18 protein-coding genes, 1 tRNA gene and 2 pseudogenes are annotated in these 20,898 nt (G+C 69.5%); 11 read left to right on the top strand and 10 right to left on the bottom strand.

The window, feature by feature from the left end:
• Positions 1 to 400: 400 nt before the first annotated feature.
• On the top strand, positions 401 to 1,516 hold the full coding sequence (locus tag QUE40_RS01335) for a protein rep (protein WP_433997030.1): 1,116 nt from the start codon (positions 401 to 403) through the stop codon (positions 1,514 to 1,516).
• A 135-nt stretch (positions 1,517 to 1,651) separates the two neighbouring features.
• Entirely contained in the window at positions 1,652 to 2,287 is a 636-nt protein-coding gene (locus tag QUE40_RS01330) for a hypothetical protein (protein WP_289232098.1), read from the top strand.
• A 979-nt stretch (positions 2,288 to 3,266) separates the two neighbouring features.
• Here the strand turns inward: QUE40_RS01330 and QUE40_RS01325 are convergent.
• The gene (locus QUE40_RS01325) at positions 3,267 to 3,623 is read right to left on the bottom strand and encodes a transposase (protein ID WP_289232097.1); all 357 of its coding nucleotides are present in this window, start codon (positions 3,621 to 3,623) and stop codon (positions 3,267 to 3,269) included.
• 145 nt (positions 3,624 to 3,768) lie between these two features.
• On the opposite strand from QUE40_RS01325, the gene QUE40_RS01320 reads away from it, so the two are divergent.
• The 6 genes from QUE40_RS01320 to QUE40_RS01295 all read left to right on the top strand — a co-directional run bounded on the left by QUE40_RS01320 (position 3,769) and on the right by QUE40_RS01295 (position 7,691).
• Entirely contained in the window at positions 3,769 to 4,218 is a 450-nt protein-coding gene (locus QUE40_RS01320; protein WP_289232096.1) for a hypothetical protein, read from the top strand.
• A 101-nt stretch (positions 4,219 to 4,319) separates the two neighbouring features.
• Positions 4,320 to 5,591: an FtsK/SpoIIIE domain-containing protein gene (locus QUE40_RS01315; RefSeq protein ID WP_289232095.1), complete on the top strand. Its 1,272-nt coding sequence runs from the start codon at positions 4,320 to 4,322 to the stop codon at positions 5,589 to 5,591.
• Between the two features lie 237 nt (positions 5,592 to 5,828).
• Positions 5,829 to 6,014, top strand: coding sequence for a hypothetical protein (locus QUE40_RS01310; RefSeq protein WP_289232094.1), 186 nt, complete (start codon positions 5,829 to 5,831; stop codon positions 6,012 to 6,014).
• Positions 6,004 to 6,213 carry a helix-turn-helix transcriptional regulator gene (locus QUE40_RS01305; protein ID WP_289232093.1) on the top strand — a complete coding sequence of 70 codons (210 nt, stop codon included), beginning with the start codon at positions 6,004 to 6,006 and terminating at the stop codon, positions 6,211 to 6,213. The genes QUE40_RS01310 and QUE40_RS01305 overlap by 11 nt, the downstream gene beginning before the upstream one ends.
• 3 nt (positions 6,214 to 6,216) lie before the next feature.
• Positions 6,217 to 7,293 carry a tyrosine-type recombinase/integrase gene (locus QUE40_RS01300; RefSeq protein WP_289232092.1) on the top strand — a complete coding sequence of 359 codons (1,077 nt, stop codon included), beginning with the start codon at positions 6,217 to 6,219 and terminating at the stop codon, positions 7,291 to 7,293.
• Positions 7,290 to 7,691, top strand: a complete 402-nt coding sequence (locus tag QUE40_RS01295) for a hypothetical protein (protein ID WP_289232091.1) — start codon at positions 7,290 to 7,292, stop codon at positions 7,689 to 7,691. Before QUE40_RS01300 ends, QUE40_RS01295 begins: the two co-directional genes overlap by 4 nt.
• A gap of 140 nt (positions 7,692 to 7,831) precedes the next feature.
• Here the strand turns inward: QUE40_RS01295 and QUE40_RS01290 are convergent.
• Positions 7,832 to 7,904, bottom strand: a tRNA-Thr gene (locus QUE40_RS01290).
• 91 nt (positions 7,905 to 7,995) lie between these two features.
• Between QUE40_RS01290 and QUE40_RS01285 the strand changes: the two genes are divergently transcribed.
• Positions 7,996 to 8,484, top strand: coding sequence for an SRPBCC family protein (locus QUE40_RS01285; protein ID WP_289232090.1), 489 nt, complete (start codon positions 7,996 to 7,998; stop codon positions 8,482 to 8,484).
• 45 nt (positions 8,485 to 8,529) lie between these two features.
• Here the strand turns inward: QUE40_RS01285 and QUE40_RS01280 are convergent, their stop codons facing one another.
• From QUE40_RS01280 to QUE40_RS01260, 5 genes and pseudogenes are all read right to left on the bottom strand, one after another.
• The gene (locus tag QUE40_RS01280; protein ID WP_289232089.1) at positions 8,530 to 10,080 is read right to left on the bottom strand and encodes an alpha/beta hydrolase; all 1,551 of its coding nucleotides are present in this window, start codon (positions 10,078 to 10,080) and stop codon (positions 8,530 to 8,532) included.
• A gap of 99 nt (positions 10,081 to 10,179) precedes the next feature.
• Positions 10,180 to 11,325: a DNA polymerase III subunit delta' gene (locus QUE40_RS01275; RefSeq protein ID WP_289232088.1), complete on the bottom strand. Its 1,146-nt coding sequence runs from the start codon at positions 11,323 to 11,325 to the stop codon at positions 10,180 to 10,182.
• A gap of 7 nt (positions 11,326 to 11,332) precedes the next feature.
• Positions 11,333 to 11,959: pseudogene (tmk, locus tag QUE40_RS01270) on the bottom strand (dTMP kinase); the annotation flags it as partial.
• A gap of 63 nt (positions 11,960 to 12,022) precedes the next feature.
• The gene (locus QUE40_RS01265) at positions 12,023 to 12,814 is read right to left on the bottom strand and encodes a MerR family transcriptional regulator (RefSeq protein WP_350227033.1); all 792 of its coding nucleotides are present in this window, start codon (positions 12,812 to 12,814) and stop codon (positions 12,023 to 12,025) included.
• 23 nt (positions 12,815 to 12,837) lie between these two features.
• A complete protein-coding gene (locus tag QUE40_RS01260) occupies positions 12,838 to 13,725 on the bottom strand; it encodes a hypothetical protein (RefSeq protein WP_289232087.1) in 888 nt (295 codons plus the stop codon).
• A 112-nt stretch (positions 13,726 to 13,837) separates the two neighbouring features.
• Here QUE40_RS01260 and QUE40_RS01255 point away from each other — a divergent pair, with 112 nt between their 5' ends.
• Positions 13,838 to 15,196, top strand: coding sequence for a serine hydrolase domain-containing protein (locus QUE40_RS01255; protein WP_289232086.1), 1,359 nt, complete (start codon positions 13,838 to 13,840; stop codon positions 15,194 to 15,196).
• A 486-nt stretch (positions 15,197 to 15,682) separates the two neighbouring features.
• Here the strand turns inward: QUE40_RS01255 and QUE40_RS01250 are convergent, their stop codons facing one another.
• Together QUE40_RS01250 and topA are read right to left on the bottom strand one after the other, a co-directional pair.
• Positions 15,683 to 16,393 carry a DUF4352 domain-containing protein gene (locus QUE40_RS01250; RefSeq protein ID WP_142004077.1) on the bottom strand — a complete coding sequence of 237 codons (711 nt, stop codon included), beginning with the start codon at positions 16,391 to 16,393 and terminating at the stop codon, positions 15,683 to 15,685.
• Positions 16,394 to 16,540: 147 nt separating this feature from the next.
• Positions 16,541 to 19,356 (bottom strand): annotated as a pseudogene (gene topA / locus QUE40_RS01245) (type I DNA topoisomerase).
• Between the two features lie 150 nt (positions 19,357 to 19,506).
• Here topA and QUE40_RS01240 point away from each other — a divergent pair.
• Entirely contained in the window at positions 19,507 to 20,286 is a 780-nt protein-coding gene (locus QUE40_RS01240; RefSeq protein WP_289232085.1) for a dioxygenase family protein, read from the top strand.
• Positions 20,287 to 20,304: 18 nt separating this feature from the next.
• On the opposite strand, the gene QUE40_RS01235 is transcribed toward QUE40_RS01240, so the two are convergent.
• Positions 20,305 to 20,889 carry a hypothetical protein gene (locus QUE40_RS01235; RefSeq protein WP_289232084.1) on the bottom strand — a complete coding sequence of 195 codons (585 nt, stop codon included), beginning with the start codon at positions 20,887 to 20,889 and terminating at the stop codon, positions 20,305 to 20,307.
• Positions 20,890 to 20,898 lie beyond the last annotated feature (9 nt).

The raw sequence follows: 20,898 nt of genomic DNA, 5'->3' as shown, positions 1-20,898 counted from the left end.
CGTTGCTCTCGCACCAACTAGAACGGGCCCGTCCCCTGGCCGGGACGGGCCCCGCGAGAGAGGACAAACCGATGAACAAGACCTCCCACGCGACGCGTGCGCCCTTCGATGGTGCCACGTCCTCGCCTTGGCGCGGAAGTAACTCGGCGACCCGCGCCTCCCAAGCTGCGAGTCAGGCCGGGTCCGATGCCGGAGTCGAGCACGGCGCGCCAGCGCCGCGCGCAGACGGAGCGCTCGGACCCGACGCCTGGCTCGGTCGCGACGGCGAAGCCGGCGCCCTTCTTGATACTTATGCGAACAGTGCCCCCTTACGTCTCGTCACGCTCGACGACGGTCACGGTTCAGGGCTCGTCGCGCGCTCCGCTCGATCACGTCCCTCGACCGAGTGCGAGCCTGTGGCATGGCTCCCCACGACTCGGCTGGTGTTGCTCTCGTCATGTCGGATGGTGCGCCAGGCGAACGGATTGCCGGGTGGCGCGGCGTCGTCTCGTGCGGCTCCGTGTGGGCCTGCCCGCGATGCTCGGCGGTCATCGCTGAGCACCGAGCTGAAGATCTACGCGAAGGGCTCGAGGCGTGGCGTAGGGCTGGTGGAGCTGTGGCCTTGCTGACGCTGACCATGCAACACAGCCGGGACGACTTCCTCAGCGATCTGTGGGACGGCGCGGCCGGCTCCTGGCGTCGCCTCGTCGCTGGGAAGCCATGGTCGAACTTCAAGGCGGCGGCAGGTGTGGCCGGTACGTTGCGGGTCGTCGAGGTCACGCATGGTCAGGCGGGGTGGCATGTCCATCTGCACGTGCTGGTCTTCCTTGATCCAACCCGGTCCGTTCGGTGGCAGGGCGTCGGTGGAGACGCCCAGTTCGAGGCTCACTTCGCAGCCATGGCATCGCGCGGTCCCATCGTCCGCGCGTGGCAGCGGATCGTAGGACGCGCTGGATTCTTCGCCAGTGAGTCGGCACAGGACATGCGGCCGGTCAGCCTCCACGAGGCTGGGAGCAGCATCAACCGCTACTTCGTGAAGAACGGGTGGGACGCCGCCGACGAGGTCGCGCGGGGCACGTCCAAGAAGGCGCGACGAGGCAACAGGACTCCCATGGCGGTCCTCCACGACATCACGACAGCCGGGCTCGTCGACGACGTGGAACTCTGGCATGAGTGGGAGAGAGCATCGCACGGCCGCCGCCAGATGACGTGGTCACGCGGCCTCCGCAAAGAGCTCGGATTAACCAGGCGCGACGCCGACGACACGCACGCGTCTGACGCACCAGACGGCCAGGACATGGACCTCACCCTTGCTGCCCGCTCACGAGGTGACGAGGTGGTCGCAGTGCTCAACTCGTCTCAGTGGCGGGTAGTCGTGATGGGGGACCTTCATTGGATACTTCTTGAAGCCGCAGAGGACCACACATCGCTACCGTGGCGGTCTCCGGCGCTACCCGACCCGGCCGGGCCAGCGTTAAGCCTGACCGTCGCCCCTGGCCGATATCCCGCTAGGACCAAGGAACTTGCCGTACTCTGACGCCATGGCTGATGATCAGGGGTTGTCACAGCTCGCGTTCGCTGATCCTCCGGTCCGCACGACGGTCCTGTCGGTCCTGTTCGAGCAGTCCAGTCACATGCTCAGCGCACAGTTGGCCCCCTCCACGCTGCTTGGATGGAAGCGTTTCCTGTTGTTGAGGAAGCAGCCCCGGACTTCGAGGATATCAACATCTCTGGCGAAGATCTCGCCGGAGCTGCTTGGCCGCTGCCTTCGACCAAGTTTGTTAACAGCGACGGCACCCAGTCGATCATCTTGCAAGAGGGAAGGCTTGACCTCTCCTGGGAGAAAGCCGATGCGCCATATCCGGGATTTGAATCGCTATCCAAGACGCTGTTGGGCAAGTTCAATGAACTAGAGAAAGCGATGGAGGATGCAGGCATCTCGATTCGCCCCACCGCCTCTCGGTGCCTGTACGTCAACGAGATCGCAGACATAACTGGAGCTCAGTTGGCAACCGGCGTATTAACGGACTGGAGTAGTGAGCCGCGACAAGACCTGCCAAGCAAGGGCTACGTCGGCGTACGGATTCACGCGTGCGCGAACCCTGCGAACCATCGATGCTCATCGTACGTAATGGTGGACGGGGACATGGGGCAATCGCCGAATCTGACACTGAGCGTTAAGAGGCGCCTGGAAGACACCGAGCATTCACCGCTGGGCGGACTGCACGAGGCGCATAACGAGTTGCTGGACCTCTTTATGACTTTCACGAGCGACAATCAGCAGGCCGACTGGGGGAGGTCAGGATGACTATCGCAGCAGTACCAGAGGCTTGGCTTCGCGGGAGCCATAAGGCCGACCACGCCGAAGCGAGAAAGCAGCTCGCAAAGGTGACGATAGCTAAGAGGGCAAGTCGCCGACGAGCGCAATTTACCCACGAGGCTGTCCGTCCTGAGTTCGGCGCAGTTTCGCACACGGTTCGTCAACTCGCTGCACTACGGCAAAGTGACGACTACGCCCGCCTGACTTCCGAGACAGAGCGAAAGACGATCCAGTTTGTTCAGGCGGTCTCCCGCGGCAGCCAAGTCCCCCCGACGGTTCTTCCTGATGAAGACGGATTGGCAGTCCTGCACTGGGTGAGTGGTGGGCACTCGTTTGTGGTGGAAATCGGAGAAGCGGGTCCAATCAGTTTGTGGTCTAAGAGAGATGGTGAGCCTGCCGAGACCGTCGCGGATCCATGGAGAATCCTGAATATCGCTCGGCAGCTGGTTACGCGGTACACGCGCGCCGCCGACGCGGTAAACCCATTCTGGCGCGGCCTGTTTGTTCATTGAGACTGGACCGAGTTGGCAACCCCGGCAGGCCCTGACGACCACCTCCTCAGGCGCGTCAAGAAGTGTAATCCTCGGATGCTTACAACAGATCCGGTGACCAGCGAGACGCGACCCCATCCGGCTGCACTTCGGCGGGACGACGGCATCAGCATGTCGTCCCACTCTCGGCAACTGCTAGAGGATCTGGGACGGGATCTGATGACTGTCTACCCCACAGAAACTCACGGATCGGTCTGCTTCCCCGTGTCGTCCGCTACGGACGCTGGCGCCGCTGCTGTGCACTCCCCGGTTGTTGATGTGGCCGAGGACCCGGACCCAGATCGTCGGGCCGCTCATTGCGACGTATACCCCCATTGTGGGGATACCGAAGCGGAGAAGAAGGCTCAATGGAAACTGATTGCAAACGCGATCAGTAGCGCGAGCACCTGGGTCCAGCCGATCACCTAGATGGTCGGTTACTGACCTGCACTTGATGCCTCGACCCAGCGGGTGATGGTGGTGTGCGCGATGCCCAGTTCGCGCGCCACCATGCGCGCCGAGAGACCGCGGTCGCGCACGGCGTGGATCGCCAACTGCTTGACGGCGGCGTCGGAACGGCGCTTCAGCTGACCTAGGTCCTTCATCGTCTGGAGCAGGAAGACCTCGTCCGTCACCGAGCCTGGCCGTCTCTTTGCCCACTGGTCGACTCGCTCCTCCATGTTCCGCACCGCAAGGGCCAGGTTGGCAAGCGCAATACGAGTCGTCCGAATTTCCGCGCCCAGGAGTTCGCGGCTGAGCGCCTGTCGGGCTTGCCCCACTCGATCTTCGTCCACGTCGTCACGGTACCCGGTGCACCAACCGGGCGTCTCGATCCGACTGGACCCACAGCACCTTGCGGACTGTCTGCACCATATGGTGCACTTGCACCACTTCGGAAGCGGCCCGTCACACATCCGGCGGTCCTCGCACCTTCCGTGGATGGAGCGGCCCACCAGGGGTCCGCCAGAGGCAAGGAGCCCAGTCATGCAGATGGAGTTCAGCTCAGCGACATTCAACGACCCGATGCTCACGACGGCCATCGTCGAAGCGGTCCCGGACCTTTCCGTGGACGTTCCCCGAGGACAGCAGCGTCCGCAGTCCCTCAGCGAGGACGGCGTCCCCCTGTGGACCGTCGAGGTCATGCAGGAGGTCACGGAGTTCGGGCGCCGGCGGACCGACGTCTTCAACGTCCGCGTTCCCTCTCCCCAGCGACCGGTGCTGGCAGCCGGCCCGGTCCGGTTCAAGGACCTTCGGGCCACCGTCTCGACCCGTGTGCAGCGCCAGGGGAGCGGTCGCGACTCGCGGATCACGGGCGTCAACGAGGCCATCTACTGGGACGCACAGGCCGTGGAGCCCATCCGTCAGGCCAGCGACAAGGGCGCGGCGTAATGGTTCCCTCGCTCTTGGGCCTCTGCATGCCGGGCGCGCTCCTGATTTGGGCGCGGACGTCCGGCAGACGCGTAGCACCGATGCTCGCCCTCGGTGCCCTGATGGTCTTCCAGCTCCAGGCGCTGCCGTGGCTGGCCCTGGGGATTGGTATCGCGGGTCTGGCGGCAGGGACACGACGGCTCTGGGTCACCAGGTGGCTGAGCAGCACGCCGTTCATGCGCCCGCTCCGCGTGCGTCGATGGGCAAAGCATGGCTGGGTTTCAGCCGTGACATCCGTTGGTCTCGGATCACTCGTCAAGCCGACGGCGCCACTTCGAGTCACGGGCGTCACCGACGATGGGATCTACGCCCTCTGGACCTTGCCGCTCGGGGTGACTGCAACGGACGTGTTGCGCGAAGGCGAATCGCTCGCGGCGTTTTTTGATGCCCCGCGGCTGGACATCACGCCCGTTCGGCCGACCCTCATCGCACTCACTTGGCGCTGGGATGAGCCATTGGCAGCCAGCCGCGAGCTCGACCCACCGACACCAGGGACCGTGTGCCTTGCCGACGGCCTGACGATCGGCCGAGATGAGTCCGGATCCGACGTGGTCTGGTCCCCGTTGGCACCCGCGTCGCATGCACTCCTCGTCGGAGGGACACGGTCCGGCAAGTCGATCGCACTACAGGTCGCCCTGGCCCAGGCCGCAGCAATGCCAGACGTCGTTGTCGTCGGCATCGATCCGACTGGGTTGCTGCTCGCCCCTTTCAGCAACGGGCCGCAAGGTGCCCGGCTCGCACTCGGCACTGCATCCAACAGCCTCGCCGATGCCCTCGAACTACTTCGCCAGCTCGTGGACGTAGATCTGGCCGATCGACTGGAACGCCTGCGAGAGAGTCGTGCTGACGCAATTCGCGAGACGTCTGCAGCGCACCCTCTGGTGCTGGTGGTCCTCGAGGAGTATCCAGCGTTCCTGGCGGCGTGTGCCGCCGACGACACCGGATCGGGGCGGAAGCCACAGGAGCGGCTCCGCACCCGCGCAGAGATGTATGTTCAACGGCTTCTCGCCGAAGGACTCAAGGCGGGAATCGTCGTCATACTCGCAGCGCAGCGGGCCGACGCCGACGTCCTTGGTGGCTACAGGCGCGACCAGATGAGTACCCGTCTCGCCTTCCGGCTGGAGTCGGCCGATGGGTGGCGGATGGTCTTTCCGGCGAGTCCCGAGGTGGCGGAGGTCGGGGCCACGCTCGCGCCGGGAGAGGGCTACTTCGCCTCGCCTGGCAGGGCCATCGCCCGGGTTCGAGGCGACTTCATCGACTACGCCGCCTACCGCGATCACGTCGAGCAGGCGATGGCTTGGCGCCGCGACCACCTCAGCGAAATCCCCATCTGAAAAGGAATCACCATGTTTCGAAGCATCACAGCATTCATCGCAGGAGCCGTCTGCATGGCCGTGGTGGCCCTTGCTCTGACTCTCGCTAGCGGGTCGGATGCAACCCCCAAGCCGTCCGCGTCCGCCACAAGCCCGCAGGCGGTCAACCGCTGGGCCGGCGCCGATGGACCGTGCCCCCTCGTCTTCCCGGGGACTCGTCCGTCCGAAGGCGACGGATGGGCGATCGGGTCAGTCGAAGTGGTCAAGGGTGCGCGGTTCACGGCGTATGTCCCGAGCTCGTGCGACGACACCGTCATCAACGTCTGGGCCAGAGGTGCCTGGCAGATCGCACCCGAGCTCGTCATCTATCGCGTGAACCCGTGGGACAAGACGGGCAGCAGCGTCGCCCCCTTGTCGAAGGAGGAGATCTTCGGTGCGAACTGACAAGGACACGTTCCTCACACCCAAGGAGGTCAGCGACTGGCTCGGCCTCGCTCAGTCGACCCTGGCCGACCTGCGAGCACGTGGCGAGGGCCCTGCCTTCACCCGGCTCAGCGCACGCAACGTCCGCTATGCCGCACGCGACGTCAACGAGTGGTTGGACACCTGCCGCGTCGAGGCCGGCTCCTTCAAGGCGTCGTGACTGATGGCCGTCGAACGCCGCACAACGAAGGCTGGCCGGGTCCGCTGGTATGCCCGGTACTACGACCCGGCCGGCCGAGAGCACGCCAAGGTCTTCGACACGAGGCGAGCTGCCGAGACCTTCTTGGCGGATGAACGAGCGGCCCTGAGGTCAGCCACGTGGATCGACCCTCGCGCCGGGCAGACAACTCTCGACGCCTTGTGGTCACGCTACGAATCCGAGCAGCTGCCGCACCGTCGCCCGACCACCCGGCAGAACTACCGTGCCGCCTGGCGCAATGTCTCTTCGGCGCTTGGCAACTATCCCGTGGGACGCCTGCGGCACAGCGATGTTCAGCGGTTCGTGACTGGCCTCGACAAGGGGCCAGACACCGTCCGCATGGCCCATCGAGTACTTGCGCTGGTGCTGGACTACGGCGTCGCCAACCGCGTCCTGGCGGCCAACGTGGCCAAGGGCGTCGTCCTGCCTCCGGCTTCCACGCCCAGGGATCGAATCCTCACCTCGACCGAGCTTCTCAGCTTGGCACAGGCCGTTGGCCCCGCCGGTAGGGGGCAGGTCCTCACCATGGGGTTGGCCGGCCTGCGGTGGTCCGAAGTGGCAGCGCTCAAAGCAGGCGCCGTCCAGCTCGAAGCTCGACGACTCCATGTGGTCACCGCCGCCACCGAGGCAGGTGGGCGCGTCCATCTCGGACCGCCGAAGTCGAAGACCTCGCGCAGGTTTGTCGCACTCCCCCGGTTGCTGGCTGAAGACCTTCGCATCCGGGTGCGCGGACGACCGGCAGATGCATTGGTCTTTCCCGCTCCAGGGGGCGGTGTTGACCGAATCGGCAACTTTCGCAGGCGAGTTCGCTGGGATCAGGCGCTCTCGGACGCGGGGTTGGCGGACGTCACACCGCACGACCTGCGGCGCACCTTCGGCAGCCTCGCGCGTTCCGCTGGCGCCGATCTCCGCTACATCCAGAAGGCCATGGGTCATTCGTCGATCACGACGACATCCCGCATCTACGCGCACCTGTACGACACCGAGCTCGATGCCGTCGCGGATGCGCTCGACAAGATCACGGAAGGAAGCACGTCATGACAACCACACCAACCCAGAGCGCTGCTGACCTGGCGGACCTCGCCGACCTTCTCGTCACGGCCAGCCGACGACAGCAGGACATGTGGGCGTTCATCGCCCTCGGTGTTCGTCGGGCCAGCGAGCAAGTCGGCGGACTTGACCCGCTGCTTGGCCCGAGATGGAACACCGAAGACGCTCAGGTCATTCGTGACCTCGCCGCAGGAGCCATGCGTCTCCGAGAGCATGGTCTCCTGCGTCGCCAAGTTCTGAGCGCCGTCGAAGCGTCAGAGGGTTACATGGTCGACGTGGCCACCGTGGCCGCCCGCATCGGCGAGACCGAGAGCACCGCTCTCGCCGTCCTCACGGAGCTGGCCGAGGACAGCCTGATCGAGCCCACTGACGGCGGGTTCCGGCTCTGACACGGAGTTCATACGGACTCCGATAACGCTTGACTGCCCAAACGGCCGATAGAAAAACAGAACAGCGAGAGAGCAGCGGGGACCGAAACACCGTCCTGACCAGCAGAAACGCCCCCGACCGGAGTCGAGGGCGTTGTCTGAGCCGCCTGTCGGAATCGAACCGACGACCTATTCATTACGAGTGAATCGCTCTGCCGACTGAGCTAAGGCGGCGGGCGCCCGTCGCCGGGCGCGAGCACCGAGTATACGCACGGGGCCGCGAGCCGCCGAATCGAGCGCCGGCGCCTCGCCTACGCTCGTGAGCGTGCCTCAGGTCGTGGCCTCGACGTGGGTGCCGGTGAGTCCCGCGGTCGCGTTCGCGGTGAGTCAGACCACCGGCGACGTACGCCTGAGCTGGGACCCGTTCATCCGTCACCAGGAGCTGCTCGACGCCAAGCGGCCCGGCAAGGGCGTGCGCACCCTCACCCGGGCGCGCGTCGGGCCGTCGATGGTCAGCCGCTACGTGTCCTACCGCCCGCCGTCGTCGGTCGGGATGACCATGGAGACCGGGCCGTGGTTCTTCGCGAGCTTCGGCGGCGGTTGGCGCTTCACCCCCGAGGTGCGCGGCGGCGTCGACGGCACGCTCGCGGTCTGGAAGTACACCTACGCCATCAAGCCCGCCCTGCTCGCCCCCGTCGCAGAGCCCATCGGCCAGCAGGTGCTCGGCCGCGAGATCCGCGCCCGCATCGCCGCGTTCGCCCGCGCCTGCGAGGACCCCGCGGTGCTCGACGCCGCGCTCGGCCCAGAGGCCTGAGACCTGCCGAGCGCCGCGCAGCGCAACGACGTCAGGCCGCCCCGCTCAGCACTTGGTGTCCTTGGCGCTCGGAACCTTGCCCTCGAGCAGGTAGGCATCGACCGTGTCATCGACGCACTGGTTGCTGCGCATGTAGGCCGTGTGGCCGTCGCCGTCCCAGGAGATCAACCGGCTGTCGGCCAGCATGTTGTTGAGCCGGACCGACCACTCGTAGGGCGTCGCCGGGTCGCGCGTGGTGCCGACCACCAGGATCGGGTCGGCGCCCTCGGCCGTGATCCGCTTCGGCTTGCCCGTGGCCTCCACCGGCCAGGTGCCGCACCCGGCGGTGCCCCAGGCCAGCATCTTCCCCCAGGTCGGGGCGACCTTGCTGAAGTCGGCCGCGTCGCGCTCGTACGACTTGGGGTCGGACGAGCCGGGCCGGTCCAGGCAGTTCACCGCGCCGATGACCTGCATGATGTTGCCGCCGTAGCTGCCCGAGCTGTCCCGCTCGGCATAGCTGTTGGCCAGCGACATCAGCCCGTTGCCGTCACCCCGGAACGCCTGCCGGAACGCGTCGGTCAGCGTCGACCAGCTGCCCTGGTCGTACATCGCCGCCGCGATGCCCATCGACGCCCAGCCCTCGGTGAGCTGCTTGACCCGCGCGTCGTTCGTGACCGGGATCGGCTTGGCGTCGAGCTGCTTGAGGAAGTCCTGGATGCGCTTCACGCCGGCGGCCTCGGTGCCTCCCAGCGGGCAGCTGCCCGCGGAGATGCAGTCCCTGACGTACGCCTTCGTCGCCCGCTCGAACCCCTCCGCCTGACCGCGGTTCACGGCGCTGTTGTCGAGGTCGGGCGGCACCACGCCGTCGAGCACGAACCGGCCGACGTTCTGCGGGAACAGGTCGGCGTAGGTCGCGCCGAGGAAGGTGCCGTAGGACTTGCCCAGGTAGTCCAGCTTCGGTGACCCCAGCACCGCCCGCAGCACGTCCATGTCCTTGGCGGCCTCGACCGTCGACACGTGCCCGACGAGCTGGGGCGCCTTCGTCTTGCACGCGGCGCCGAACGCCTTGCTGCCGTTCATGAACGCGGTCTCCTCGGCCGGGTCGTCCGGCGTCGGGTCACCCGCGAGGTAGGCGTCCATCTGGGTGTCGGAGTAGCAGGTGATCGGCGCCGAGCGCTGCACGCCACGAGGGTCGAAGCCCACGACGTCGTACGCCTTGCGCACGTCGCGCGAGACGATGAAGTCGGCCGCGTTGGCGTAGTCGACACCCGAACCGCCCGGGCCGCCGGGGTTCACGACGAGCGAGCCCTGCCGCTTGCCGGTGGCCGCCCGCTTGAGCACCGCGATCTTGATGGTGCCGTCCGCCGGCTTGGCGTAGTCGATCGGCACCTCCAGCTGCGCGCACTGCGCCCCGTCCTCGCAGCCGCGCCAGTCCAGCTTCTGCTCGTAGAACTTCGCCAGCGACGGCGCGGGCGCCTTGGTGGCGCTGGCGGGCACGGACGTGGACGACTGCTCGGACGAGCCGGAGTCGGTGCACCCCGCGAGCACGAGGGCCGCGGCCGCCGTGACTGCTGCGGTGGTGCGCACTCGGCGGCGCCGATCGGTCGTGGGGGTCATCCGGGCTCACCTTCTCGTCGGGGGTTGCCCCGAACGCTAACCGACGAACCTCGGCGCCCGGCCGCGCGGCTCGCGCCGGATCCGGCCCGGCGCGGGGAGCTAGCGGCGCTGCGGCAGCCGCAGGCTGATCGTCATCGCCTCGAGCGCGAGCAGCGGGGGCACGTTGGCCTCGATGCGCTCGCGGGCGGTGCCGATCGCGGTCATGCACGCCAGCAGCTGCTCGGCGCTGAACGCGCGGGCCAGCGTGGCCAGCAGCTCGGTCTGGTCGACGTTGACCAGCTCGACCGGGGTGCCGGCCTGCACCACGAGCACGTCGCGGTAGAGCGACAGCAGGTCGACCAGCGACCGGTCGACGACGTCGCGCCCGAACCGCGTGGCGCGGGTCTTCTGCTCCTTCTCGAGCGCGCTGACCTGCGAGCGGATGTGCGGCGGCTGGGTGCGGGCGGCGGGGTCGGCGCCGAGCTGCTCGAGCAGCCGCTGCTTCTCGGCCGCGTCGCGCTCGGCCGAGCTCGCGGTCGACTCCTCGGTGGCGATCGAGGCCAGGTCTGCCGCAGCCTCCATCGCGTCGCCGAGCGAGCCGATGCGGCCGGCCAGCTGCAGGGTGTCGCGCCGCCGGATGCGCGCCCCCTCGTCGCGGGCCAGCCGACGTGCCAGGCCGACGTGCGACTGCGCGGCGCGCGCGGCGTACGCCGCCATCGCCGGATCGACGTCGTCGCGCCGCACCAGCAGCTCGGCGACCGCGTCGGCCGGCGGGGTGCGCAGCCGCACGTGCCGGGAGCGGCTGCGGATCGTGACGATGACGTCTTCGAGCGAGGGCGCGCACAGCAGCCACACGGTGCGCGGCACCGGCTCCTCGAGCGCCTTGAGCAGCGCGTCGGCGGCGCGCTCGGTGAGCCGGTCGGCGTCCTCGATGATGATGATCCGCCACGCGCCGACGGACGGCCGGTGCTGGGCGACCCGGGCCAGCTCGCGCGCGTCCTTGACCTGGATCGACAGCCCCTCGGTGGCCACGACGGTGACGTCGGCGTGGCTGCCGTCCTTGGCGGTGCGGCATTCGTGGCAGTCGCCGCAGCCGTGGTCGGGGCACAGCAGCGCAGCCGCGAAAGCCCTTGCGGCAGTAGAGCGTCCGGACCCCGGTGGGCCGGTGAGCAACCACGCGTGCGTCATCTGCGCGGGGTCGGCGGCCGCCGCCGACAGGGTCGCGACCGTCTCGTCCTGGCCGACGACGTCGCGCCAGACCGTCACGACGCACCCCCACCAGCGGGGCGACCCGCTCGCGCACGATCCCGGCGATCTCGTCGGCCGGCAGCGACGCGTCGACCACGAGATAGCGGTGCGCCTCGGCCTCGGCGAGGTCGAGGAAGCCGCGGCGCACCCGCTCGTGGAAGTCGGCCCCCTCCCGCTCGAGCCGGTCGTGCACCCCGCCGCGCCGCTCGGCACCGACCTGCGGCGGCACGTCGAGCAGCACGGTGAGGTCGGGGCGCAGGTCGTGCGTCGCCCACAGCGACAACCGGCGTACGTCGTCGGCCGCCAGGTCGCGCCCGGCACCCTGGTAGGCGACGGAGGAGTCGAGATAGCGGTCCTGGACCACGACGGCGCCCCGCTCGAGCGCCGGGCGCACCACGGTCTCGACGTGGTGGGCGCGGTCGGCCGCGAACAGCAGCGCCTCGGCGCGCGGCGCGACGTGGTCGCCGTGCAGCAGCAGCGCGCGGATCTGCTCGCCGAGCGGGGTGCCGCCGGGCTCGCGCGTGAGCACCACCTCGGCGCCGCTCTCGGCCAGCCAGTCGGCGAGCAACCGCTGCTGGGTGGACTTGCCGGCGCCGTCGCCACCCTCGAGCACGACGAACACCCCACGCGAGGGGGCAGCAGGCTCCGGCATGGCTCGCAGCCTAGGCGACCCCGCCGACAGCGCCCCGGGGCCCGACTCCCGCGGCCCTCCCGCTCAGCCTGCCGCGTCCTGCCGGTCGGCGTTGGTCCCGATCGCGTCGCGCACCCACTGCGCGAGGCCGGGCGCGGCGTACTCCTCGTCGTAGCTCGCCGTGAACCGCGGGTCGCTGACGTAGAGCTCCCCGAGGTTGCGGTGCATCTCCGGCGGGCAGTCGTAGAACCAGCGCGTGATGTGCTGCCGGTGCGCCTCGACGGCGGCCGTCGCGGCCGGGTCGGTGGCCGGGACGCCGGCCTTGAACAGCCGCGCCAGCTCGCCCTGCAGCTGGTCGGTCTCGGCCTTGATCTGGGTCCACTCGGCCCTGCCGTATCCCTTCTGCCGCTCCTGCGACTCCCGCCAGGCGTCGGTGTCGCCCCAGCGCTGCTCGGCCTCGTCGCGGTGGTCGTAGAACTCGCCCCCGAACAGCTCCTTCAGCTCCTCGTGGGTCAACCGCTGGTCACTCATGGTCTTCTCCAGTGCGTTGTCGATGGCCGTGACCAGGCCGGCGAGCTCGTCGAGCCGCGCCAGCACCGCCTCGCGCTGCCGGCGCAGGTGGGTCTGTGCGTCGCCGCCCTGCAGCAGGTCTCGGATCTGCTCCAGCGGCAGCTCCAGACGGCGATACACGACGACGTGCTGCAGCCGCTCGAGGTCGGGCTCGGTGTAGAGCCGGTAGCCCGCGGCCGAGCGTTCGGTCGGCACCACGAGCCCGATCTCGTCGTAGTGGTGCAGCGTGCGGACGGTCACGCCGAGCTCGCGCGCGACCTCACCGACCGTCCACGTCGACATCGTCTGGTCCTGCTCCCTGGTCACGGCGCCCACTCCAGCGCCTCACGTCACGGGAGAGTCAAGCCGACGTCAGCCCCGCGCGAACAGCCCCAGCGCGTCGTAGGCGATCCAGGACCCCTGGTCCTTGACGATCTCGAGCACGTTCTCCCCGGCCGCAGCGCCGTGGCCGGCACCGCCCGCTCGAGGTACGCCGGCCCCGCCCCGTGCCCCGGTGCCACCTGGTGGTCCGCGCCGCCGGCCCCGTCGGCCTGGTCGACGAACAGCAGCGGCTCCAGCCGCTCCCCGTTGATGCTCAGCCCGGCCGTCGCGGCGCGCGTGGGGTGCCGGTCCGCCAGCCACACGGCGAGGTCGAGGTCCTCGCGCGGCGCGTGGTCCAGGTCGAAGCGCAGCCGGAAGCGGTGCGTGCGCCGTCCGGCCCACGCGTCGTCGGGTCCGGGCTGCAACCAGCTCCAGGCGGTCGACGGCTCGTCGCGGCCGTGGGTGAAGTCGACGTCGGCGGGGAAGGTCGACTGGTATCGGACGTAGCCGAACCGGGCCAGAGCCCGCCCGTGCGAACGGCCCTCGAACGAGCCCACGGTGGCGACCGGGCGCCCGCTCACCGACACCGAGACCGACGAGGCGGCCCCCACGACCTCGCTGGTGGCGCACACCTCGCCGCGGTAGTCGGCCGCGACCACGAGGTAGTCCCACGCCTCGCCGGCCGGGTGCAGCCCGCTGTGCACGAAGACCGGTTCGCCGGTCTGGCCGAGCAGGTTGAGGCTCGTCGGGCGCATCCGCTGCGGGCCCGAGAGGTGGTGCGGCTGCCCGTGCACGAAGTAGGAGGCGGCCTGCCGCCCGGGGTCCTCCCAGGTCAGGTGCACGCGGCACAGGTCGCCGGTCGCGCGCGCGGGCAGGGCGTACGACCGTCGACCGCGTGGCTGCTGAGCCAGGGCCATCGTCACCCCCAAGGCCTCGTGTGGTGACCCCACCCTGTCCGCGCAACGTGTCCGCCGCACGACCGCTCCATGACCGTCAGGTGACCGTCCACCCATGGCTACATTCGGGTGCATGGCCGAACCCGTCGAGACCGTCCTGCCCGAGACCGACCGAGAGCTCACCCGGCTCGCCGCCGACCACCAGCGTCAGCACCGCGTCCCGGGGATGCTCGCCGCCACCGCCCGCAACGGAAAGGTGTTGTGGCACAAGGGGATCGGGTCGGCCACCCTGACGCACCCCGGCCAGCCGCACGACCTCGACACGCAGGTGCAGGTCGCCTCCAACACCAAGACGTTCACCGCCGTGCTCGTCATGCAGCTGCGCGACGAGGGCCGGCTGCACCTGAGCGACACCGTCGACGAGCTGATCCCCGGGTCGCGGCACGAGCGGGTCACCGTGCGCCAGCTGCTGTCGCACACCACCGGCATGCAGCGGGAGCCGGTGGGCGACGTGTGGGACACCCTGGAGTTCCCCGACCGCGAGCAGCTGGTGGCCGGCTGGGACGACGCCGAGCGGGTGCTGCCCGACGGAACCTATTGGCACTACAGCAATCTCGGCTACTCGATCCTCGGCGAGATCGTCGCCCGCCTCGACGGCGACAGCTGGGCCGACAGCCTGCAGCGGCGCCTGCTCGACCCGCTCGGCCTGCGCCGGACCGGCCTCGTCCCGACCCCGCCGCTCGCGGGCCGCTACTACGTCGCGCCCTACACCGACGTCCCCGTCGAGGAGCCGCTCGTCGACAAGCGGGCCACCGGCGCGGCCGGGGCGCTGTGGAGCACCGCGACCGACATGGCCGCCTGGCACGCCTTCCTCGCAGACCCCGACGAGTCGGTGCTGGCCGCCGACACGATCGAGGAGATGAGCCAGCCGCAGGTGGTGGCCGACCTGCGCGGCTGGGCCCTCGGCTGGGGCCTCGGGCTGGAGCTGGTCCGGCGCGAGCGGCAGACCTGGGTCGGCCACACCGGCGGGCTGCCCGGCTCGATCACCGGGTTCTTCACCCATCGCGAGTCCGGCACCACCGGCATGGCGCTGATGAACTCCTCCGTCGCCGGCGACCCCGCCGAGCTCGCCACGACTCTCGGCGCCGCGCTGCTCGACCGCGAGCCGCCCGAGCCGGAGCCGTGGACCCCCGGCACCGAGCTGCCCGACGACCTGGTGCCGCTGGTCGGCCGCTGGTTCTCCGAGGGCTCCGGCTTCACCTTCTCGGTGCGCGAGGGCCGGCTCGAGGCGCGCCTGGACCGGGCGCCGGCCGACGCCCCTCCCTCGGTGTTCGAACGCACCGGCGACGACGCATACGTCACGGTGTCCGGCCGCGAGCGCGGCGAGCGGCTGGTGGTGCGCCGGGCCGAGGACGGGTCCGTGCGCCAGCTCAGCTGGGCGACCTACCGCTTCACCCGCGAGCCGCTCGGGTTCGGCGAGCCCACGCCCTAGCCGGTCTCTCGCCACCCGCCCCCGACGTACGTCGACGGCCCGGTCTCCCCGCAGGAGAGACCGGGCCGTCGCTGAAGTCTGTCACCCACCACCGTCTGGAAGACGGAACTAGGCGGCTCGTGAAGAGTTGCGGTCAACCAGACATACAGGCGTTGTACTGCTGGAGGTAGGCATTAGCCGCTGAAGCGTACCGTTGGTACGCAAACGCATCCCCTGCTTCCAGAGCCTGCTCCGCGTAATGGGCGTATGTCTGGTACTGCTGGTAGTACTGCGAGCAGGGGTTCGCTGCCGCGTAAGCCGACCCCGTCGAACCAGAGACCACCGGAATTGCGAAGACAGCCGCCGCAACAGCCACAGTAAGAGCCCGTCTCATCGTTCCCCATACCTCCCCTTGATTGAGTGCTCGCGAACCTAGCAGACTCAAACTGAGCGATGGGCGGAACGCACGGCACACGCTGCCTGGCACGCACCCTGTCTAGCTAAAGCTCACTTGCCCCAGGTGATGCGGCCGGGAGACCAGACGACGTCAGTGACGGTGGAACCGCCCTTGACCTGATACACCTCGCATCCCTTCCCGCTCTGACCGACCGACAGCTCGGTGTCGTCAGAGTCGCACTGCGGCAGCGAACCGAGCAGCTTCTTGCCGGACTGCCCAGCCTTCAGTTGCGGGATGAGCATGAAGCTGTTGACGCTGCTTGCATCAAAGCTGCCCGAACCCGCCTTGCCGATGTTGGTCACGGTGTACTTCAGAAAGTAAACCGGGCCGTTCTCCTTCTTGAGGTTGCCGGTGTAGACCGAGTCCGGCGCGACCTCGAGCCCGTCGACCTTGAGTCGGTAACTGTCAGCGCTCGTGTCGCCAGTCGAACTCTCCAGGACCACCGCTTCCTGCCCGAACTTGAGCTTTGTGCCCTCGGCCGTCACCTTCGTGTCACCGGCGTCACCCGACGAGGCGGAGCTCGACGGCGCCTCGCTGGACGACGGAGCCTCGGTGGTCGACGGCGCGGGAGCCTCGCTGGTCGAGGGGGCGGCCGGGGCCTGGCTGGTGCTGGGCGCCTGGCTCGTGGGCGCGGCCGGCGAGGCGGCCGACGACGTGGACGGGGCCGTGGTGACCTCGTTGCTCTGGCAGGCGCTCAGGCCGACCATGCCGGCCAGGGCGATGGATGCGGCAGCGGCACGGCTGGTGCGGGTGCTGAACATGTGGCGTCTCTCCTTGGGGGGCCCATCAGGTACGCGGGTCGGACGCCTGGTGCGCCGTGACGGTTCCCCCGCACCGTCCGGATGGCTCGCTGGAGCCGAGGCATACGGTAACCGCCCGCCCCGGCGGGTGGGGCGGGCGGTCGCCGGTCAGGCCTTCTTGGCCGTCTTCGTCGTCGACTTCTTGGCGGTCGACTTCTTCGCGGCCGTCTTCTTGGTGGCCTTCTTCGTCGTCTTCTTGGCGGCCCGCTTGCGCGTGGTCGGCCCCTTCGCGCGCTTCTCGGCGAGCAGCTCATACCCCCGCTCGGGCGAGATCGTGCTGGGGTCGTCGTCCTTGCGCAGCGTCGCGTTGGTCTCGCCGTCGGTGACGTAGGGCCCGAAGCGACCGTCCTTGACCACCACCGGCTTGCCCGACGCGGGGTCGGTGCCGAGCTCCTTCAGCGGCGGCTGCGCAGCCCGCCCACGCCGCTTGGGCTCGGCGTAGATCTGCTGCGCCTCCTCCAGCGTGATGTCGAACAGCTGCTGCTCGGTCTGCAGCGAGCGCGAGTCGGTGCCCTTCTTCAGGTACGGCCCGTAGCGACCGTTCTGCGCCGTGATCTCGACCTGCTTCTCGGTCTCGGCGCCGTCCTCGCCGGTGACCTTCTCGGTGACCACGCCGACGACGCGGGGCAGGCTCAGCAGCCGCAGCGCGGTCTCCAGGTCGATGCTCGCGAGGTCCATGTCCTTGAACAGGCTGGCCGTGCGCGGCTTGGGACCGGTCGCCTTCTTCTTCGGCTTGGTCTCGCCCGCCGGCTGCTCCGGCTGCGGCAGCACCTCGGTGACGTACGGGCCGTAACGACCGGACTTGGCGACGATGTCGTGGCCGGTCTTCGGGTCCTGCCCGAGCACCCGCCCGTCGTCGTCGGCCTGGGCCAGCAGCTCGCGCGCCTTCTCGACGGTCATCTCGTCGGGGGCGACGTCGTCGGTGATGCTCGCGCGGCGCGGGGTGTCGCCCGCCTTGGCCGCCTGCTCGGCGTCGACGACCTCGCCCGTCGCGGGGTCGACGCCCTCGGGCACGGTCTGCTCGACGTACGGCCCGTAGCGGCCCACGCGCACGACGACGCCCTCGCCGATCGGGATGGTCGAGATCGCGCGGGCGTCGATCTCGCCGAGGTTGTCGACCATGGCGCGCAGCCCCTCGGCGGTCGTCGCCTCGTCGCCGAAGTAGAACCGGGACAGCCACGCGGCGCGCTGGTCGTTGCCCGCCGCGATCTCGTCGAGGCCCTCCTCCATCGACGCGGTGAAGTCGTAGTCGACCAGTCGCGGGAAGTGCTGCTCGAGCAGCTGGGTCACGGCGAACGCCAGCCAGGTCGGCACGAGCGCGGTGCCGCGGGTGCCGACGTACCCCCGGTCCTGGATAGTCCCGACGGTCGCGGCGTACGTCGACGGCCGGCCGATCCCGCGCTCCTCCATCGCCTTCACGAGGGTTGCCTCGGTGAAGCGCGGGGGCGGGCTGGTGGTGTGGCCGTCGGCCTCGGCGCGCAGCACGTCGAGCCCGACGCCCTCGCTCAGCTTCGGCAGGCGCCGCTCGGTCTGGTCCTCGCCGGAGGCGTCGCGGGTGGCGTCGCGCCCCTCCTCGTAGGCGGCAAGGAACCCGCGGAAGGTGATGACCGTGCCGCTCGCGCTGAACTCGGCCTCGCGGGCAAAACCGGTCTCCTGCACCGGGACTCGCAGCCGGACGGTCGCGGTCGAGCCGCGGGCGTCGGCCATCTGCGAAGCGACGGTGCGCTTCCAGATCAGCTCGTAGAGCGCGAACTCCTCGCCGCGCAGCTCACCGGCGACCTGGGCGGGCGTGCGGAACCGGTCACCCGCGGGGCGGATGGCCTCGTGCGCCTCCTGGGCGTTCTTGGACTTCTTCTCGTAGCGCCGGGGCGAGTCGGGGACGTACTCCGCGCCGTAGAGGTCGCGCGCCTGCTGCCGCGCGGCGGTCAGTGCCGACTCCGACAGCGTCGTGGAGTCGGTGCGCATGTAGGTGATGTAGCCGTTCTCGTACAGCCGCTGCGCGACGCGCATCGCGTTCTTGGAGCTCAGCCGCAGCTTGCGGCTCGCCTCCTGCTGCAGGGTGCTCGTGGTGAACGGTGCCGACGGGCGGCGGGTGTAGGGCTTCTCCTGGACCGAGGTGACCTCGCCGCGCGAGGCGTTGACCGCCTCGGCGAGGGCGGTGGCGCGCTGCTGGTCGAGGTGAGCGAGGCCGGAGTCTTTGATCCGGCCGGCGTCGTCGAAGTCGCGACCGACCGCGACCCGGCTGCCGTCGACGGCGGTGAGCCGCGCGGCGAACGCCTGGCCCGCCGACTCGGGCTGGAACTGGCCCTCGACGTCCCAGTAGGACGCGGCGACGAACGCCATCCGCTCGCGCTCGCGCTCGACCACCATGCGGGTCGCGACCGACTGCACGCGGCCGGCCGACAGCTTGTTGCGCACCTTGCGCCACAGGACCGGGCTGACCTCGTAGCCGTAGAGCCGGTCGAGGATGCGACGGGTCTCCTGCGCGTCGACCAGCCGGTCGTCGAGGTCGCGGGTGTTGTGCACCGCGCGCTGGATGGCCTCCTTGGTGATCTCGTGGAACACCATGCGGCGCACGGGGACCTTGGGCTTGAGCACCTCCTGCAGGTGCCACGCGATGGCCTCGCCCTCGCGGTCCTCGTCGGTGGCGAGGAACAGCTCGTCGGAGTCCTTGAGCAGCCGCTTGAGCTCGGCGACCTTCTTCTTCTTGTCGGCGTCGACGACGTAGTAGGCGTCGAAGCCGTTGTCGACGTCGACCGAGAACCGGCCGTAGGGCCCTTCTTCATGTCCGCGGGCAGCTCGGACGGGGTCGGCAGATCACGGATGTGGCCGACGCTGGCGTCGACGGTGTAGTCGGTGCCGAGGTACTCGCCGATCTTCTTCGCCTTCGCCGGCGACTCGACGATGACCAGCTTGCGCGCCATGACTTCTCCCTCCGCCCGACCAACGTGCAGCGGATTCGTCGCTGCCTCGACGTGCTCGGGCGACTAGACCATAAGCCTTGCCCTGCCGCTGCGCAGCGGGGGACCAGGAAATAGGTGACGGGTCAACTTTCCGGGCGTACGCTGGTGCTCATGGCCGACTCCCTGCCCGTGCTCTATCTCAGCCACGGCGCGCCGCCGCTGGCCGACGACCCGACCTGGCCAGCGGAGCTGGCGCGCTGGAGCGCCGACCTGCCGCGGCCGCGGCGGGTGCTGATCGTCTCGGCGCACTGGGAGGCCGACCCGGTCACGCTGTCCTCCACGACGGGCGCACCGCTGGTCTACGACTTCTGGGGCTTCCCGCAGAAGTACTACGACGTGCGCTACGACGCTCCGGCCGCGGGTGAGCTCGCGCGCGACGTCGAGGCGTTGCTGCGCGGCGTCGTGCCGGTCCGCCGCGACGAGGAGCGCGGGCTGGACCACGGGGCGTACGTCCCGCTCGTGGAGATGTACCCCGAGGCCGACCTGCCGGTGCTCCAGCTGTCGATGCCGACGCTCGACCCGGCTCGGCTGTTCGAGCTGGGCCGCCGGCTCGCACCGCTGCGCCAGGACGGCACGCTGATCGTCGGGTCCGGCTTCACCACCCACAACCTGCGCTGGTTCGACCCGAGCGCACCCGCCGACGCTCCCCCGCCGAGCGTCTCGGCCGAGTTCGACCAGTGGGCCGCCGAGACGGTCGCCGCCGGCGACGTCGACCAGCTCATCGACTTCCTGCACCGCGCCCCGGCCGTACGCCAGGCGCACCCGCGCACGGAGCACTGGGCTCCGCTCTATCTCTCGCTCGGCGCTGCCGCGGGCGGCGGGCTGGAGTCCACCACCGCGATCGACGGCTTCTGGCACGGCATGTCGAAGCGGTCCTGGCAGCTGGCCTGAGCGCCGGTCGCGGCGCGGTCAGCGCTCGCGGGGAGGTGTGCGCCCGGGCCCGGACTCGGGCGGCCCTTCGTCCTCGGCCTGCGGGCGCGTCCACTCGGCGAGGCGGTCGCGACCGCCGTCGGGGTCGTGCAGCGTGCTGCCCTGCTCGGTCTCCGGCGGCTGCGACGACGGCGGCCTCAGCATCGGGGTCAGCGCGGTGTAGACGCCGAAGTCGGTGTCGCCGCCCGGCGCAAGCAGCATGCCCGGGTCACGCTCGATCGCGGCCCGCGCGCGCTGCTGCAGCTGCCAGCCGGCGACGACCGTCGCGACGACCGCTCCGGCGGTCACCAGCGGAAGCCGCGGCAGCGCGGCCATCGCCGCCAGCGCGAGCACCAGGATCAGCACGCACCAGGTGGTGACGCCGAGCCGAGCCAGCGGGGTGTCGCCGTCGATACGGCGCACCAGCACCGTCGGGAAGAACAGCAGGACCGCCGCCCCGATCGCCGCCACCACCGGCCCGCCGGACCAGCCCAACGGCTCGGCCGCGAGCCAGATGGCCACGCAGCCCAGGACGAACCCCACCGTCAGGGCGACTCGCAGATTCCCCATCGTGGTCACGCGCACGCGGACCAC

It is taken from the genome of Barrientosiimonas endolithica (genome assembly GCF_030296655.1).
Lineage (GTDB): Bacteria > Actinomycetota > Actinomycetes > Actinomycetales > Dermatophilaceae > Barrientosiimonas > Barrientosiimonas humi.
This window is presented reverse-complemented; position numbering and strand designations above follow the sequence as displayed.